This window comes from Psychrobacillus sp. 05T411 (genome assembly GCF_056396485.1).
In genome coordinates this window covers 72175-88498 of the sequence record NZ_JBFTLO010000014.1, presented here as the reverse complement: position 1 = coordinate 88498, position 16324 = coordinate 72175, and the positions used below count along the sequence as shown (strand labels likewise).

The following is a 16324-nucleotide window of genomic DNA, read 5'->3' as shown; positions in this document are numbered from 1 at the left end:
ATTGTAAGGAATAGAGAGGTATATTAAAAGAGAAAGCAACTATTATTTTAGGGAGAGTGGCAAATTTATGTCAGAAACACTAAAGAAAGAACTAAACAAGCAAGTTGCAAACTGGTCGGTATTATATACAAAATTACATAATTTTCATTGGTATGTGAAAGGACCGTCTTTTTTCACCTTGCATGCAAAATTTGAGGAATTATATAACGAAGCAACATTGAATATGGACGAAATCGCTGAGCGTCTACTAACTTTAGGGGAGGCACCTGTTGCAACCTTAAAAGAGCATTTAGAGCTTTCCGATATTAAAGAAGCGAAGAATAAAGAAAGCGCGAATGAAATGGTACAAGCAGTTGTAAAAGATTTTGATAAAATCATGAAATCACTCAAAAAAGGAATGGAAGAAGCGGCGAAAGAAGAAGATGATATGACCGAAGATATACTGAATGCTATTTATCAAAAAACGGAAAAACATCAATGGATGCTGAATGCATTTTTAGGGGACACGAACGAAACTAAGAAATAAAACCTATACAAAGTCTATCTCAGCTATCCGATAATAAGTGTATGAAGGAGGGATTTAGGTGGATATTAATTCCATTATGTCTTCACAACTTATGCAACTCCAGCAAACGGTCCAAATGAGCGTATTACAAAATGCCATGAACATGGATACGGTAGCTGCAGTTCAAATGCTTGAAGATATGCCTCAAACCGCTGCTCCCCATCCTTATAAAGGATCAGTAGTGGATATTCAAGCGTAAGAAAAACATGTGCCAATTACTTTGGTGCATGTTTTTTTGCTTTACACACATACTATTTGAAAAGGATGTGTGTAAATGACTTTAAACAAAGTATATGTATCGGTCAAAAGTCAAAAATTATATTTGTATCCCGACGAATCACCATGGGAATTTGAAATTGCGGTCAACCGTGAGATTATTCCTGTATTTCAAAGGCTGTTTGATCAATTAGAAGATGTAGAAATTAGCAACTTTTGGCGCGCACATATACCGATAAAAAGTTATCATTTTGATAAGGAAAATGATCAATACGACAGAAGAATGAAAAAGCTATATGCGCTTATTCATGAATTTGGAGATGAAGAATCTAAACACTTTGTCGAACAGCTACCCTATTTTAACCCAAGAAGGAGAGAGACAGTTGAGCAAAAATATTAATCGAAAAGGAAATGAAACTCCGACCAATTATCGTAACGTAAGTTCTTTGTTAAACCAAGACCCCCAACTGAAAGCGAAACAGAATATTGCCGAAAATAGAGAAGAAGGAAACGAGCATTATAAAAAAGATCGACAAAAGGATTAGTTAGCTGAAGGACTTAGCATGATCGCTAAGTCTTTTTTGTTACAAAATTTTGACATGAGAATAACTTTTTTCAAGTTATATTTTAGGTATGACATTTTATATATTGTACGGGATATAGATAATGCGTCGTAGAGACCGCTGTGATTTTCGCTGCAGGTCGGACGCTTTCCATGGGGTGAGCGATGAGCCTTCACCGCCGCTAGCGCGTACGATGTGAAGTCTCGTCTTGCTCACTTGATCCCATTGGAGTCGCCGCCCTGTAGCGAAAATCCATGGGAATTGCTATCTAATTTAGTGTCGACACATATCAGCGATTAAAATTACCCATTTTACTACGTAATGTTTATTAAATCTAATTAGAAAATGCGGTCTCCTAATAAAGAGCACATCTTTTAGGATAAAATTGATTTATATCATCCACTTATTGGAATAGTTCCTCGTATTCCTTGTTATCTCACTCCAAGTAAACTTGCTGTTTTAAGAATTGAGTGCTTTCACCGGTAATTTGGTTGCTCTCGTGCTGATTTGATTCCCTTCAGAGAAGATTTGATTGCTTTCGATGATCAATTGGTTACCCTAATCCATTTATTGGATTCACATAGTTGAAAAACGGAGGAAATTTTGTTTTTAGCGAGTCAATACTGAATAAGTAAGCAAATTCCATTGGTTTTCGCTACAGGCGTCGACTCCTGCCGGATGAGTGGGCAAATGAGACATCCCAACGTCCGCCTAAGGGCGGCGGGGATGGCTCATCGCTCACCCGGCGGAAAGCGTACGACTGCGGCGAAAATTACAGCGGTTACTACAACACATTATCCCTATTATGTGCGTCATACCATTCATCGTCTCATTTGTTATATTGGGGCAGGGAGAGGCGTTTCCTTTTTTGTTCGGAGCTATGCGGCAGTATAACGTACTAGATAAGTCTTACAACGAAGGAAAATAAAAAACTAGAAGAAATGAATCTTCCAGTTCTTTTTATATACATAACAACTACATACCTAAATATTTTGAATTAATTAGCCGAAATTTATCATGGCCAGATCTGGTAGCTTGTTTAATTAGTAAGAATTCATTTGTTAACCTATAAGGCAGTTGCACGAGGCTCGGTTACTTGTGATTTGGAATGGCTCATTATTAAAATAATGGACCATACAATTGCTAAAATAGCTAGACCTATCGAAGCAAACAATAATGTAGAGCGTGCACCTTCTAAACCTATGATATTTAAAATGGTTTGATAAAAAAATGGGCTAATTAAACCGCCAAAACCTTGTGCAGCTACTACGAAACCAACAAATGAAATGCCTTTTTGCTCATTTGATAATTCGGAAGTTCGTGCTAAAACTCCAGGGAGCACTAGTCCTAAGCCTATTCCGCCAATAAAACTAGCAATAAAAATCATAGTTAAGCTACTTGCTAAATAACACCCAAATATACCAACACCAGTTAGTAAAACTGCTATAGGTACATTTTGTGTTGGCATAAGTGCACGTAGTTTAGAGAAGAACATCCCAACAATTAATGTACCAAATGTAAATAAGGAAATCGCAAGCCCTGCCTCTGTAGCGTTCCCTAATCCCTCTGATTGGATAAGAATCGCTATGTTCGTCACATATCCAAATACTAGCATCGAGTAAAAAACTTGCCCTATTGTAAAACCATATACCGTTTTAGGGGCAGAGAATAATGTTTCTTTTAAAGAAGCTTGAATTGTATGTTTCTTTTCCGGTTCTGGTAAGTATAAAAATGTAATTGCCAAAATCCAAATAGGAAATAAATAAACTAAGAACCCATATTGCCACCCAAAGCTATCCGCTAACATTCCTCCACCAAGTTGGAAAAATATTGCACCTATACAAGCAATCGTGGATGTACCGAATCCAATTAGGAAATCTCGCTCACGACCTTCGAAAAATCGAGTAATGATGTCAATAGATAAAGGTAACGTAATTCCGACACCAAGTCCTAAAATTCCTCGGAAGACAATGATTAAAAATAAATTATCTAAAAAGAATGGCATAAGACCACCAATTAAAAATAAAACAAGACCAGTAAATAATAAGCTACGGGATTTGAATTTCGTCGAAAGTTTCCCGTAAAATAAGGAAGGGACAATCTGGAATAAACCAGGGATCGTTGCAATTAACATAACAGTAGATGGTGCAAATTCGGGAAAAGCTTCAATTAATTCTGCCATAATTGAACCTGCGACACCTGCTGCCACATCTTGGAATGCAATGATGACAATGAGGAACTTTAAAAAGTTTTTACTTTTGGCTGGAAAAATAAGATAACCCCCTCTTATAAGTAGTAATTGCTTAAAAGCTGTCTCTGACCAGTTTTTAAAAATGGTGGAGCTATGATTACATGTTTTTAAGTAAGCGTTTTCAAATTGTTTATCTCCTTTCTGTAAAGTTAATGAAATAGTAACATTTTTCGTTTTATCTTAAATAGATAAAACCTACTTAATAATGAAGTATTCTTTCATAAGAGTTTACCGAGAATTGAGTATTTCAATAAAAAAAGCCTACGCTACTAAAAAGCGCAAGCTGTAAAAGTTTATTCAATTTCTATCTCTCCTAATATCTCTAATGCCTCTATACAGAATGTTAATTCGAAAGAATCCTTAGAGTTTCGTAAATTTTTATCTAATAAATCTTCCAGTTTTTGAATGCGATATACTAAGCCACTCATTGATAAATTTAAATCATCCATTGTTTTTTGCAAATTACCATTATTCTTTAAAAAAGTATAGAGTGTTTTTAAAAACTCTACTTTTTTTGGTTCTTTTAAATCTAAAATGGCTTTTAACTCGCGCCTAGCTAGTTGAATGATGGAGGACTTATTGTGCGGATTGATAATGGAACTAATAATACTCGTATTTTCAAATAAGATAATTGATTGCTTTTTATCAAAGTTTAAGGCAATAATCGATTGTTGATGGGCTTCTGGAATATCTTCAATGTCTTGAATTACACGGCTGATGCCAATCCGAAAATCATATATTTTAAAAGAACGTTGTAAATGCTTTAAAATACTTTCCGCAATATCTAGTGTGTTTTGCTGTTTCTGCATCAAAAAAATAATTTCATCTTGATATTGGGTAATAAAAATAGGAATTTTGTGCATTTCCAAATAAATTGCAAATGTTTGAATCACTTTTGCTAACAAATGTTGTTCTTTAATTTGTAGGCTATTTTTGAGCATTTTGACATTGCCGATAAAAAAATCTTGATTTAGATCTATATCCATTAAATAGCTGCGATTAATCATACTCGACTTGGATGTATATTGCTTTTGAAGAAGTTGTTCAAAAAAGTAAGCTTTCATATTTTCAATCGCTTCTAAACTCGTTTTCTCATTTAAATAATGAAGAGAGCAAGTTGTTGCGGCCCGTTGGATAAAGTCTTGCTCAAATTCCAATTGCTTTGATTGAGGTGGATAAATAAATGCAACATAGCCAATAACCTGATGATGGACTGAAATAGGACAAACTAGCCGTGTATGTTTTTTGGCATCTATTTGTAAAGGATGTTCAGGTTCAATCGGTTTTAATAAAATCTTACCAGATCTTGTTTGTCCAACTTGACTAGCAAAATCTTCGTGTAGACCATCTAGTTCTTCTGATGTAATACCAGCAGTTAAATAAGGTTTTAAGTTTAAGTCAAGCAACACTACAGGTATATCTAGTGTTTTGTGAATAGTATCCAATAATTGTCCTAGTGTCATTCCTTGTGTAAGCCCTTTTGTTAAATTGTTATGGAAAATAGACACTCGCTCTGTAACCCGCTTTTCTTGATAAAGTTGTTCATAAGTTGTATTTAATTCATCAATCAATCGGGAATGATTCATTTTAATCACATACGATTGTGTTTCCGCATCCCAATCTTCTAAAGCGCGCATCTCAAAGGCGCATTCCGCATCCCCACGCGCACGACAGGCTACTTCTATTATATATATTTCTTTTTTTGTTAAATAAGATGTGTAACCGCTTGCATAACCAGCCAACGTGTGACAGACTACATGCTTGCTTATTCCCAAATGCTGCTGATGCTCCAAAGCTTCATAAGAATCAATCCAAATTCCCTTTGCATAAATATCTTTAATATTGTCATGTTCATCTAACTCTAATACTCGTTCAGTAATTAAATCCGTAATTTGTCCAGTGTCTAGATGATAAGAAGATGCACAGTCTAATTTCTCACGTAATCTTAAAGGCAAGCGGTCTACTTCTTTTGCATGGGCTACACCTAAATTCCATCCATATCTTAATAAGAATATTTTTGCATAATCATGCCCTAAATGCTCGATTAGTTCTTTACGTAATAAGCCAAATGAATTTGAAGTTGTATACAGTTCTTTGTCAAAGGTTGGTAAAGTCATTTGTTCGCCTCTTTTCGTAAATTCTTTACGGAGATAAAAAAGTTATTAAAGATATGTTACCAGAAAATTCAGAGAAAAATAGTGTGTATCTAGAGAAAATTAACTATTTTTATATTTTGAGTAGTTTTTATTAGAATTCAAGTTCAAAATTCAACGATTTTCATTGTACATTTCAACATTGACTTTCGTTACATTTAACTTATCTAATACGATAGGAGTGAATACAATGCAAGATGTTTTAACAAAAAATGAGATAGCTGTTATTGAGGAAGCAAAAATATTGGCAGAAAAAATACGTGGGCGTACTAAATTAACAGAGGAGTTACGTCGTATTCCAGAAGAATCCATTCAAGAGTTAAAAGATACAGGCATTTTAAAAATCTTGCGTCCTAAACGTTATGGTGGGTTGCAATTAAGTGTGGAAACATACGCAAGGGTCATTGTAGAGATCTCAAAGGCTTGTGCTTCAACTGGTTGGATTGCTTCTTTATGCGCTATTCGTGAATTAATGGTAGCTGAATCATTCAATGAAGAAGCGCATGAAGCGATTTTTGGACAAAATCCAGAAAATGTTCTTTTTGCAGGGGTTTACGAGCCACGACAATGCAAAGTAAATAAAGTAGACGGTGGCTATTTAATAGAGGAGGGTCATTGGATGTTTTGTTCTGGATCMTTGCATGCAACATGGGGTTACTTTGGCATGTATACAAAAGATGAAGACGGAAATATTTTGGAGCAACTGTTGATGACCGTTCCATTTAGCAAACTAGAAATTGAAGATGATTGGCACACACTTGGTTTAAGAGGCACAGGAAGTAATGCTGTCCGTATGAAAAATGTCTTTGTCCCAGACAATCATGTAACCTCTTTTATTGCCGTTTTAGATGGTGATTTCAAATCTGCACATTTACGCGATATTCCTTTATACAGTGCTGCTTTATTCCCAGGATTAATCCTTTCGCTAGGTTTGCCGGAACTCGGGGTTGTACAAGAAATGTTGGAAAACTTTAAAAAAAGTTTGCCTTATCGAACAGCACAACATATGGGCGTAGAGATGATTAAAGACGCGGCAAGCACTCATACATTGCTCGCAACCGCAACATTAAAAGTGGAAACAGCCGAAATGTACTTAATGAATTTAGCTAAGAGTATGGATGAGTGGGCAGCAAAACAAGAAATTATGCCAAAAGAGCTTCGTTTAAAAGCACTAGCTGATATTGGTTATGCAAATCAATTATTAAAAGAAGCGGTAGATTCGTTGCTTGCTGCGAGTGGTTCAGGCTTTGTTTATGATCAGAATCCAATGCAAAGGTTAATTCGTGATTTTATTACGATGAATTCTCATCGCTCCTTATCCCCTGTCATTACACGTGAAAATTATGGGCGATTATTAGTAGGGCTAGAGCCAAATGCCATCCGTTATTAGGTAAAAACTAATGAAAAATGATTTGTTTTTCACATGTTTTTTCTATAGTTCTGATGAATTTGCTTCTATTAAGATAGTAATAGCGAAAGGAGTTGACCTGTAATTGAATCCTAAAATTGCAAAATTAGGTTATGTGTCCTTGCAATCGTCAGATATGGAAACATCCGTTAAATTTTTCGAAGAAGTAATTGGTCTGGAATGTACGGAACAAATTGATAATAGTTATTACTTCCGGGCTTGGGGTGATTTTGAACATCACAGCTTAGTGATTAGCCCAGGTAAGACAGGAAGAGTAACACATTTTGGTTTGCGCACAAAAAGAAGAGAAGATGTGGAGTTATTTGCACAGCAGTTGTCAGCAAAAGGCTATGAAATAGAAAATGTTCCTATTGGGACAACACCTGGTATTGGAGAGGCAATTCGATTTACGGCACCATCCGGGCATCGTATTGAATTATATTATGATATTCAGCGTCCTCTAGTCGAAGATCATCGAAAATCAGTCCTTAAAAATCAAACGTATAAGTCATGGGCAAAGGGAATTTCACCTAGACGTTTGGATCATGTCAATATTCATACATGTGCAGATGCAAAAAGTGTGTATGCATTTTTTGTGGAAGAGTTAGGATTCCGCATTAATGAATGCATAGAGGATGAAAATGGTACATTACTAGCAGGATGGATGAGTGTGACAGAACTTGTTCATGATATCGCTCTTGTCACGCATAAAAAGCTAGAAACGACTGCAAGATTCCACCATATTTCATACTGGTTAGACGATGTAGGCGATATTTTACGAGCAGCAGATATATTAAAAGAATCTAATCTACCATTTATCGGTCCAGGCAAACATAGCATTTCTCAAGCTATTTATTTATATGTCATTGATCCAGGTAGTGGGTGTCGTGTAGAACTGTTTACAGGAGGGTACTTAATCTTCGAACCTGATTGGGAAACAATTGTATGGCGACCAGAAGAGCGTGCACTTGGAAATACATTTTGGGGTGACAGCATTACAGGAAATGAACTCATTGTTCCAACAATTGAAGCGTAAAGAGGAGGTTTAAATATGCAGGCGACAACAGAAGTAACTGTTACATCGCAATCAATAAAAACTGGTAAATATACAACATGGATGAATGAATCAGGTCAACAACATCCGGAAACAATTTTGTTTTTACACGGTTCAGGACCAGGGGTCACAGCGATTGCAAACTGGAAATATGCTTTAAATGACTGTGGGTCACAATTTCATTGTTTAGCACCAGATTTATATGGTTTTGCACAAAGTGATCATCCAGACGTCCCGCTAAAAAACCGTCAAGCATGGATGGACTGCTGGATGGAACAAATTATAGAAATTTTAGATCACTACAATTTAGAAAAAGTCCATGTAGTTGGCAACTCTTTAGGATGCTCGATTGCATTAGAATTAGCAGTTGAATACCCAGAGCGATTTGATCGCATTGTATTAATGGGACCAGGTGGAACGCCGAATACGAAAATAAGTTTGGAGTTAGCACGTGCCAAAAGTTTTTATGATAATCCATCTGAAAAGCGCCTTCAGCAAATTATGGGATGGTTTGTCTATGATCAAGAGGCAATGCAACCTGTCATTGATGAAGTGACAAAGCCACGATTCGAAAATGCAATGCGTGAAGAAGTGAAGCGTTCGAATAACTCTATTTTTGCAACAGCAGCCTTGCCAATTCCAACAGTTGCATTAAATCGACTGCAACATCCAATCTTACTAGTACATGGTCGCGATGACAAAGTATGCTCCATTGAATCTAGTTACTATTTATTAGAACATTTGGGAAATGCACAACTTCATGTTTTTAGCCAATGTGGACATTGGACTCAAATTGAGAAAAAAGATGAATTTAATCATTTAATTCAACAATTTTTTAAAAGGTTAGTATAAAAATAAAGCGCTTTCAATAAAGGGGATGTTTTAATGTCTCAAGCATGGACTGCAGATGTTGTCGTAGTAGGTGCGGGTAATGCCGCCATGTGTGCAGCAATCGCTGCTGCGGAACAAGGAAGTGATGTCATTGTTTTAGAGATTTCCTCAGAGGCCGAAAAAGGTGGTAATACCACATATACGCATGGTTCCATGCGCTTTGCTTACAATACTGGTGAAGAAATAAGGGCACTATTACCGGAAATGACAGATGAGGAATTTCTGGTGACAGACTTTGGCGCTTATACCAAAGAGCAATTTTTTGAAKACGTGAGCCGCCTTTCAAATTATCGAACAGACTATGACTTAGCCAATATTTTGGCAAAGGAAAGCTACAAAGTAATGCAGTGGTTAACATCACATCAAGTGAAATGGATACCAATTTATGGTCGCCAAGCCTTTAAAGTAGATGGCATCTTCAAATTTTGGGGCGGAATGGTATTAGAGGCAGTCGGAGGTGGCAAAGGCCTAGTAGATGCACTTCATTTGGAGGCAAAGCGTTTGGGAGTCCGTATTTTCTATAATACTTCCGGAGTTAAGTTAGGCATGACACATAAACAAATTCAAGGTATTCACGTTCGGCAGCAAAATCAAGACGGATACATTCAATGCAAGTCGGTTGTATTAGCAAGTGGTGGCTTTCATGCGAATGTCGAAATGCGTACAAAATATTTAGGACCTGGATGGGATAGCGTTCATACACGTGGATGCAAATTTAATACTGGGGCAGGTTTAAAAATGGCCATGGATTTGGGAGCAAGAACGATCGGCAATTGGTCTGGTGCACATGCAGTTGGTGGTGATCGGTATTTGCCAAATTTCAAAGAAGGCTTTCAAAAGTTAAGCTACCCTTTTGGCATCCTTATTAATAAAGAAGGGAAACGCTTTATCGATGAAGGCGAGGATTTTCGGAATTATACGTATGCCAAAATAGGAAAAGAAATTTTAAAACAACCGGGCCAATATGCATGGCAAGTGTTCGATGCTAAAGGAAAACGATTCTTACGAGAAGAATATGAAGGACGCGCTGTCTCAAAAGTTGTAGCCAACACACTAAAAGAACTTGTGGAACTGATGGGTGATGTAGACCGTGAAGGCTTTTTAACAGAGGTGGAAAACTTCAACAAAGCAGTAATGGATGTCCAATTTAATCCGAATGTGTTGGATGGCAAAGGTACAGAAGGATTAAGCGTGCCGAAATCAAACTGGGCAAACCCTATTGATGAAGGACCATTTGTAGCATACGCCATTGGTTGTGGCATTACCTTTACATATGGTGGTCTACATATTACAAAAAAAGCGCAAGTATTACATGAAGATACAACTCCAATTGAAGGTTTATATGCAGCTGGAGAAATTATAGGTGGTCTATATTACGACAATTATCCAGGTGGGGCAGGTCTTACGTCAGGATCTGTATTTGGTAAAATTGCCGGCACTCAAGCTGCGAAATATGTTCAGGCAGTATATCAACTGAAATAAGGGGGAACTTGTATGTCAATTCAAGCACACAAAGTACAAACAGGGGATTATGGGACATTTATCTATGAGTCTGGTAAAGGAAATAAAGAAACGGTAATTCTATTACATGGTTCGGGACCAGGGGCCGGAGCAAAAGCAAATTGGCAACATGTATTAGAAGATTATGCGAAAGATTATCATGTTGTAGCTCCAGATTTAGTTGGGTTTGGAGATACAGATCATCCAACAGAATATCCGGAAAATGGCGTTCAATGGATGGCCAAACGTGTAAAACAAATTTTAGACTTAATGGATACATTACAAATTGAAAAAGCCCATTTAGTAGGGAACTCCCTAGGCGGCGTGATTGCGATGTATTTAAATATGGAAGCCCCAGAGCGATTCCCGAAAAACGTATTAATGGGTGCTGGCGTGTTATTAAAAGAGCCAACAGTTGAGCTAATGAAGTTAGCTAACTTCCATTTAGATCCTACAAAAGAAAACTTACGGAACTTATTATCTTGGTTTGTGTATGATATCGAGCATATGCAAGATTTCGTTGACGAAGTGGTAGAACAACGTTTTGAAATGTTCCAACGTCCAGAAATTTATCGTTCCTATCGAGAAAATTTTACGAAATCTAGCTTAACGGAAATGTTAATTCCTCAAACAGCCTTTGAACGCATGCAAAATGAATTTTGTTTAATTCATGGGCATTTTGATCGTTTCGTTCCATTACAAAGTAGTTTATATGCATTAGATCACTTACCCAATTGTGAATTGCATGTATTTAAAAAATGTGGTCACTGGGCAATGATTGAGCAACGTGAAGAGTTTTTACATGCTACAAAGCATTTCTTTCAAAAAAGCGTTTCCTCAAAATCAGAAACTGTGAACGTGTAAGTTAAAAGCTATGTTATAGGAATACTTGGCTTGAACTTGATCTTCTAAGATGCACAATAAAAAGGAGTGAAGCACTATGACACAAACATCAGTTCAACAAATTGAAGTACGCGATATGCTGATTGAAAACGCGCGTTCACTGCAACAAATTTTACGTGATGCGACCTTAAAAATCGATCAAACGGGTAAAATTCCAGATGAAATTGTTCAAATGATTCGTGATAAAGGATTACTAAAAGTATTACGACCGAAAATGTTTGGTGGCTATCAAACAGATATGCGCACCTATTTTGAAGTGGTGACAGAAATTTCACGTGGAAATGGTTCTGCTGGGTGGTTTGTATCTTTAAGTAATATTCGTGATTATATGGTTTCATATGCTTTCGGTCGCCAAGCCTTAACCGAAATTTTTGGAGAAAATCACGATAAAGATGTGGTGCTTGCTGGAAACTTCAAACCAATTAATATAGATGTAGAGCGTGTCAAGGGGGGCTACTTAGTAAAAAAAGCTCAATGGCCATTCGTATCTGGATCCCCTTATGCAGACTGGTTTTATTCAGGTGCCCCTGTTGATGATGGTAATGGTGGACAAGAAATGGCTATTTTCATCGTTCCTCGTAATGAGGTGAAGGTTTTAGATGATTGGGATGTAGTAGGCTTAAAAGGTTCAGGTAGTAATAGTATCATGATGGAAAATGTATTTATCCCAGACCACCGGGTGTCACTAGATCGTTTAGCGGTTCAAGGACATTATCTTATTGATGAACTAAAAGATGAGCCACTATACCGTACACCATTTGTTCCATCGTTAACCTTGTCCATTGTAGCACCTGCATTAGGGCTTGCTCTAGGTGGGTTCGATTTACACATGCAACGTGTCATGAAGGATGGTATTGGTAATACATTCTATCAGAAAATGAGTGAGGCACCAGTAACGCATTTACAAATTGCAGAAGCGGAAATGAAAATTGAAGCAGCCCGTTTAATGTTTATCGATGTTATTAATAAACTTGATGAGTACTCTCGTCAAGGAAAGTTATTTAATCAAAAAGAAAGCATTCGCATGAAAGCAGAATTTGGTTTTGCAAATCAGTTATGTAAAGAATCCTTTGATCTAATGCTTGCAGGAGCCGGTTCAGTGTTTGCTTATAATAGCAATATATTCCAAGCGTTTTATCGAGATTTCATAACTATGCACTTACACGCATTTATCACGCCAAGTTCACTCTTAGAAACACATGGACGTATTCTTTGTGACTTAGAGCCGAATACGTATTTCGCATAATAAATTGTATACAGCTAAAAGAGAAGAGAAAAGTTTAGKACTTTTCTCTTTTTTATCAATATTTTGGGTGGTGAAAAGATGAAAACATGTGGTCATTATCAAGCAGAGTTTGCGGTAAGACCTATTTGGCATAAGCAGTTCGGGATCATTTGGTTAGATAGTAGCGCTCAAAAAATTATTACATACCATCCAACGACAGAAGAAGAACAAGTTTATGATGCTATGGGGCCAATTGAAGCCATTGTGTCTGCAGAAGATGGTCAATTTATCGGTGTGTATAGAGATGGTTTATATAAGATCAACTTTAAGATGGGGATGAAAAAGCCCTTTGCCTTTCCTCCTGGATTAAGTGCATTGCATTATTTAAATGATGCAAAGTGTGGACCAGACGGTTATATATGGGTTGGTACATCAGATGGTTTTTTTAAAAAGTTTAGAGAAACTGCGCCAACTTCGATGTCGGATTATCCTTTTCAAAATTCAAAGTTATTTCGTATTAGCTCAAATGGAGAAGTACAAGTATTACTTGAAAATATTGCGTTATCCAATGGTTTAGCTTGGCAAAAGGAAACCAATATATTCTACCATATTGATTCGGCTAAACAATCTATTTTTCAATATAAATTTAGTGAGGAGGGCATTTTAGAATTTCAACGGATTGCGTACACGTCTGAAATGCTCGAAGGGTTTCCTTGTGGAATGTCGATTGATGCGCAAGGTAACTTATGGATAACATTGTTTAAAGGAGGACTTATCGCTCAAAAAAGTAATAAGCCAACACGAATAATTCGTTTAAACCCAACAACGATGCAAGTTCTAGAAGAAATTCATTTACCTGTTTCACATGTTACTTCATGTGTTATTGGTGGAGAAGGATTAGATAAGCTTTATATCACAACCGCCAAAGAACCATTATCAGAGGGACGCGTAGCTAAAGAAACTTTAGCTGGTTACCTATTAGAGATACCGATATCAAATGTTGGTATGGAGCAATTTGTAATGCCATCATGCTGAATAGTAAAATTCAATAAAAATTGCTTAAAAAAGATGTATTTATAGATAAAAAGAGCTCTAACTGAAATCGCTTTCTTTTTATATGATAAATATAAGTTTAGATAGCTAAACATGATAGATAAGTAGCGGAGGGTTGGGAATGGTAAAACCAGAAATTGCGAAATTAGGCCACATCGTATTAGTAAGTACAAACTTAGAAAAATCATTATGGTTTTTTAAAGAAGTTATTGGTTTAGAAGAAACAGCTGAAATCGATGGCGTACATTATCTACGGGCATGGGGGGACTTCCAGCACCATACGTTGAGTATCGAACAAGGGGATGACTCGTATGTAAAACGAATTGGGTGGAGGACGAAAACGAAAGATTGTGTTTTAGGCTTTAAAACACTTTTACAAGAAGCAAATGTAGTCGTGGAGGAATGTCCAAAAGGATCTACACCCGGGATTGGAGAAGCGATTCGTTTCCAATTGCCAAGTGGACATACATTTGAGTTTTATTATGATGTAGAAAAACCAGAAGCTGCATCAGAATATAAATCTATTTTAAAAAACCAAGTATATAAAGCACATAGAAAAGGCACATCTCCTCGTCGTTTTGACCATGTAAATATTCATACATCTACAAATGCTAATCTTACATTTGATTTCTTACTTGATATACTGGGCTTTAATTTGCGTGAATATGTAAAAGGGGAGGATGGTATTTTAGCCGGATGGATGAGTGTAACTTCTCTTGTTCATGATGTTGCTCTAGTCCAAAAGTCGACTTTACCATCAAAAGCACGTTTACATCATCTTTCTTATTGGTTAGACAATGCACAAGATATTTTACGTGCCGCAGACATTTTAAAAGAACAGGGCATTCCATTTATTGGTCCAGGTAAACATGGAATTTCTCAAGCAATTTATTTGTATGTAATGGATCCAGGAAGCGGTTGTCGTGTAGAACTGTTCTCGGGTGGCTATTTAATATTCGAACCGGATTGGGAGCCAATTGAGTGGACGCGCGATGAACAGTTAACTGTAGGAAACACCTATTGGGGCGATAGTGTGCAAGATAAAGAGTTAAATAATATTACAATCGAATCACGATAACTAATATGAGAAAAGGGGAGGAATAGTACATGAAACCAGAGATATCAAAATTAGGACATTTCGGATTAGTAAGTACAGACATAGAAAAATCATTGTGGTTCTTTAAAGAAGTAATTGGTTTAGAAGAAACGGAAGTAGTAAATGGGGTACATTATCTGCGTGCATGGGGAGATTTTGAACATCATACCTTATCCATTCGTGCTGGGGAAGAATCTTGCCTAGATCATATTGCTTGGCGTACAAAGCGTACAGAAGATGTGGATGCATTTGCAGAGTCTTTAAATGCTAATGGGATAGAAATTGAATGGGTGAAACCAGGTACAGAAGCAGGGCAAGGAAGAGCATTTCGCTTTAAGACACCAAGTCAGCATACGTTCGAAATTTACTTTGAAATGGAAAAAACTTTAGCATCAGCTGAAACACGATCTGTACTAAAAAACCAAACGCATCGCTCCTGGAATCGTGGCGTATCACCAAGACGCATTGATCACGTGAATTTATTGTCTTCGTTGCCTACAAAAGAGTTAGCAGACTTTTTGCAAGAACAATTGGGCTTTAATCTACGTGAATATATTGAAGCACCAGATGGTAACTACCTAGGAGCATGGCTAAGCGTAACTCCACTTGTGCACGATATTGCTGTAAGTTTTGACCCCAATGCACCATCAACACATGAAGTACATCATATTGCTTACTGGTTAGATAATGCACAAGATTTATTGCGCGCAGCAGATATTTTAAAAGAACACGGTATTTACTTTAAGGGACCTGGAAAACATGGTATTTCACAAGCTATGTATATTTATGCCATTGACCCAGGTAGTGGCGTACGCCTTGAAATCTTTACAAATGGTTACTTAATATTCGAACCAGATTGGGAGCCGATTCGCTGGACGCTAGATGAAATGGACATTGGTTTTACGTATTGGGGCGACCAAATGGATGCCAAAACGGAAAATAATCCAACAATTAAAGCATAGGGGGAATGGAAAATGGAAGATCGTTTATTTCGTGATGCGATGGGGAAATTTGCAACAGGTGTGACAGTTATTACAACGCTATATGAAGGACAGCCATATGGAATGACAGCGAATGCATTTATGTCCGTATCACTTGATCCAAAATTAGTCGTTATTTCCATCGGTGGAAATGCACGTTGCCTGTCCAAAATCAAAGAAAGTGGCATTTTTGCTGTAAATATTTTATCTACTGATCAACAGGAACAGTCGATGATTTTTGCAGGACAAATAAAAGAAGATCGTGAAGTAACATTTGAAACACTGGCAGATATTCCTGTATTACCAAATGCTCTAGCACAAGTAAGCTGTGACGTTGTTAGTGAATATATCGAAGGGGACCACACATTATTCATTGGTAAGGTTCGTGATATTCGTGTGCAAGAGGGAGAGCCATTATTGTTTTATGCAGGGAAATACCGCTCGCTAGAGACAGTGCCAGTATAAG

Annotated in this window: 16 protein-coding genes; 14 read left to right on the top strand and 2 right to left on the bottom strand. The window is 37.0% G+C overall.

Annotation, left to right across the window (positions count from 1 at the left end; all coding sequences use genetic code 11):
* Positions 1 to 67: 67 nt before the first annotated feature.
* The 4 genes from AC1DFT_RS12970 to AC1DFT_RS12955 all read left to right on the top strand — a co-directional run bounded on the left by AC1DFT_RS12970 (position 68) and on the right by AC1DFT_RS12955 (position 1326).
* Positions 68 to 526: a Dps family protein gene (locus tag AC1DFT_RS12970; protein ID WP_478159174.1), complete on the top strand. Its 459-nt coding sequence runs from the start codon at positions 68 to 70 to the stop codon at positions 524 to 526.
* A gap of 58 nt (positions 527 to 584) precedes the next feature.
* Positions 585 to 764: a putative motility protein gene (locus tag AC1DFT_RS12965; RefSeq protein ID WP_142607431.1), complete on the top strand. Its 180-nt coding sequence runs from the start codon at positions 585 to 587 to the stop codon at positions 762 to 764.
* 75 nt (positions 765 to 839) lie between these two features.
* Entirely contained in the window at positions 840 to 1181 is a 342-nt protein-coding gene (locus AC1DFT_RS12960; RefSeq protein WP_478159173.1) for a transposase, read from the top strand.
* Positions 1165 to 1326, top strand: a complete 162-nt coding sequence (locus AC1DFT_RS12955) for a hypothetical protein (RefSeq protein ID WP_478159172.1) — start codon at positions 1165 to 1167, stop codon at positions 1324 to 1326. Before AC1DFT_RS12960 ends, AC1DFT_RS12955 begins: the two co-directional genes overlap by 17 nt.
* Positions 1327 to 2410: 1084 nt before the next feature.
* Here the strand turns inward: AC1DFT_RS12955 and AC1DFT_RS12950 are convergent.
* Both AC1DFT_RS12950 and AC1DFT_RS12945 read right to left on the bottom strand, forming a co-directional pair.
* Positions 2411 to 3568 carry an MFS transporter gene (locus AC1DFT_RS12950; RefSeq protein WP_478159186.1) on the bottom strand — a complete coding sequence of 386 codons (1158 nt, stop codon included), beginning with the start codon at positions 3566 to 3568 and terminating at the stop codon, positions 2411 to 2413.
* 320 nt (positions 3569 to 3888) lie between these two features.
* Positions 3889 to 5712, bottom strand: a complete 1824-nt coding sequence (locus tag AC1DFT_RS12945) for a V4R domain-containing protein (RefSeq protein ID WP_478159171.1) — start codon at positions 5710 to 5712, stop codon at positions 3889 to 3891.
* Between the two features lie 226 nt (positions 5713 to 5938).
* Between AC1DFT_RS12945 and AC1DFT_RS12940 the strand changes: the two genes are divergently transcribed.
* The 10 genes from AC1DFT_RS12940 (at position 5939) to AC1DFT_RS12895 (ending at position 16323) form a co-directional block, all read left to right on the top strand.
* Positions 5939 to 7138 carry an acyl-CoA dehydrogenase family protein gene (locus AC1DFT_RS12940; protein ID WP_478159170.1) on the top strand — a complete coding sequence of 400 codons (1200 nt, stop codon included), beginning with the start codon at positions 5939 to 5941 and terminating at the stop codon, positions 7136 to 7138.
* A gap of 103 nt (positions 7139 to 7241) precedes the next feature.
* The gene (locus tag AC1DFT_RS12935; protein WP_478159169.1) at positions 7242 to 8192 is read left to right on the top strand and encodes a VOC family protein; all 951 of its coding nucleotides are present in this window, start codon (positions 7242 to 7244) and stop codon (positions 8190 to 8192) included.
* A gap of 15 nt (positions 8193 to 8207) precedes the next feature.
* Entirely contained in the window at positions 8208 to 9062 is an 855-nt protein-coding gene (locus tag AC1DFT_RS12930) for an alpha/beta fold hydrolase (protein ID WP_478159168.1), read from the top strand.
* Between the two features lie 33 nt (positions 9063 to 9095).
* The gene (gene tcuA, locus AC1DFT_RS12925; RefSeq protein WP_478159167.1) at positions 9096 to 10583 is read left to right on the top strand and encodes an FAD-dependent tricarballylate dehydrogenase TcuA; all 1488 of its coding nucleotides are present in this window, start codon (positions 9096 to 9098) and stop codon (positions 10581 to 10583) included.
* 12 nt (positions 10584 to 10595) lie between these two features.
* A complete protein-coding gene (locus AC1DFT_RS12920; RefSeq protein WP_478159166.1) occupies positions 10596 to 11465 on the top strand; it encodes an alpha/beta fold hydrolase in 870 nt (289 codons plus the stop codon).
* A gap of 76 nt (positions 11466 to 11541) precedes the next feature.
* Complete coding sequence (locus AC1DFT_RS12915; protein WP_478159165.1) at positions 11542 to 12750, top strand: acyl-CoA dehydrogenase family protein; 1209 nt, start codon at positions 11542 to 11544, stop codon at positions 12748 to 12750.
* 78 nt (positions 12751 to 12828) lie between these two features.
* The gene (locus AC1DFT_RS12910) at positions 12829 to 13764 is read left to right on the top strand and encodes an SMP-30/gluconolactonase/LRE family protein (protein WP_478159164.1); all 936 of its coding nucleotides are present in this window, start codon (positions 12829 to 12831) and stop codon (positions 13762 to 13764) included.
* 139 nt (positions 13765 to 13903) lie between these two features.
* Complete coding sequence (locus AC1DFT_RS12905; RefSeq protein ID WP_478159163.1) at positions 13904 to 14860, top strand: VOC family protein; 957 nt, start codon at positions 13904 to 13906, stop codon at positions 14858 to 14860.
* 29 nt (positions 14861 to 14889) lie between these two features.
* Positions 14890 to 15840, top strand: coding sequence for a VOC family protein (locus tag AC1DFT_RS12900; protein WP_478159162.1), 951 nt, complete (start codon positions 14890 to 14892; stop codon positions 15838 to 15840).
* Positions 15841 to 15852: 12 nt separating this feature from the next.
* The gene (locus AC1DFT_RS12895) at positions 15853 to 16323 is read left to right on the top strand and encodes a flavin reductase family protein (protein WP_478159161.1); all 471 of its coding nucleotides are present in this window, start codon (positions 15853 to 15855) and stop codon (positions 16321 to 16323) included.
* Position 16324: the final 1 nt, after the last annotated feature.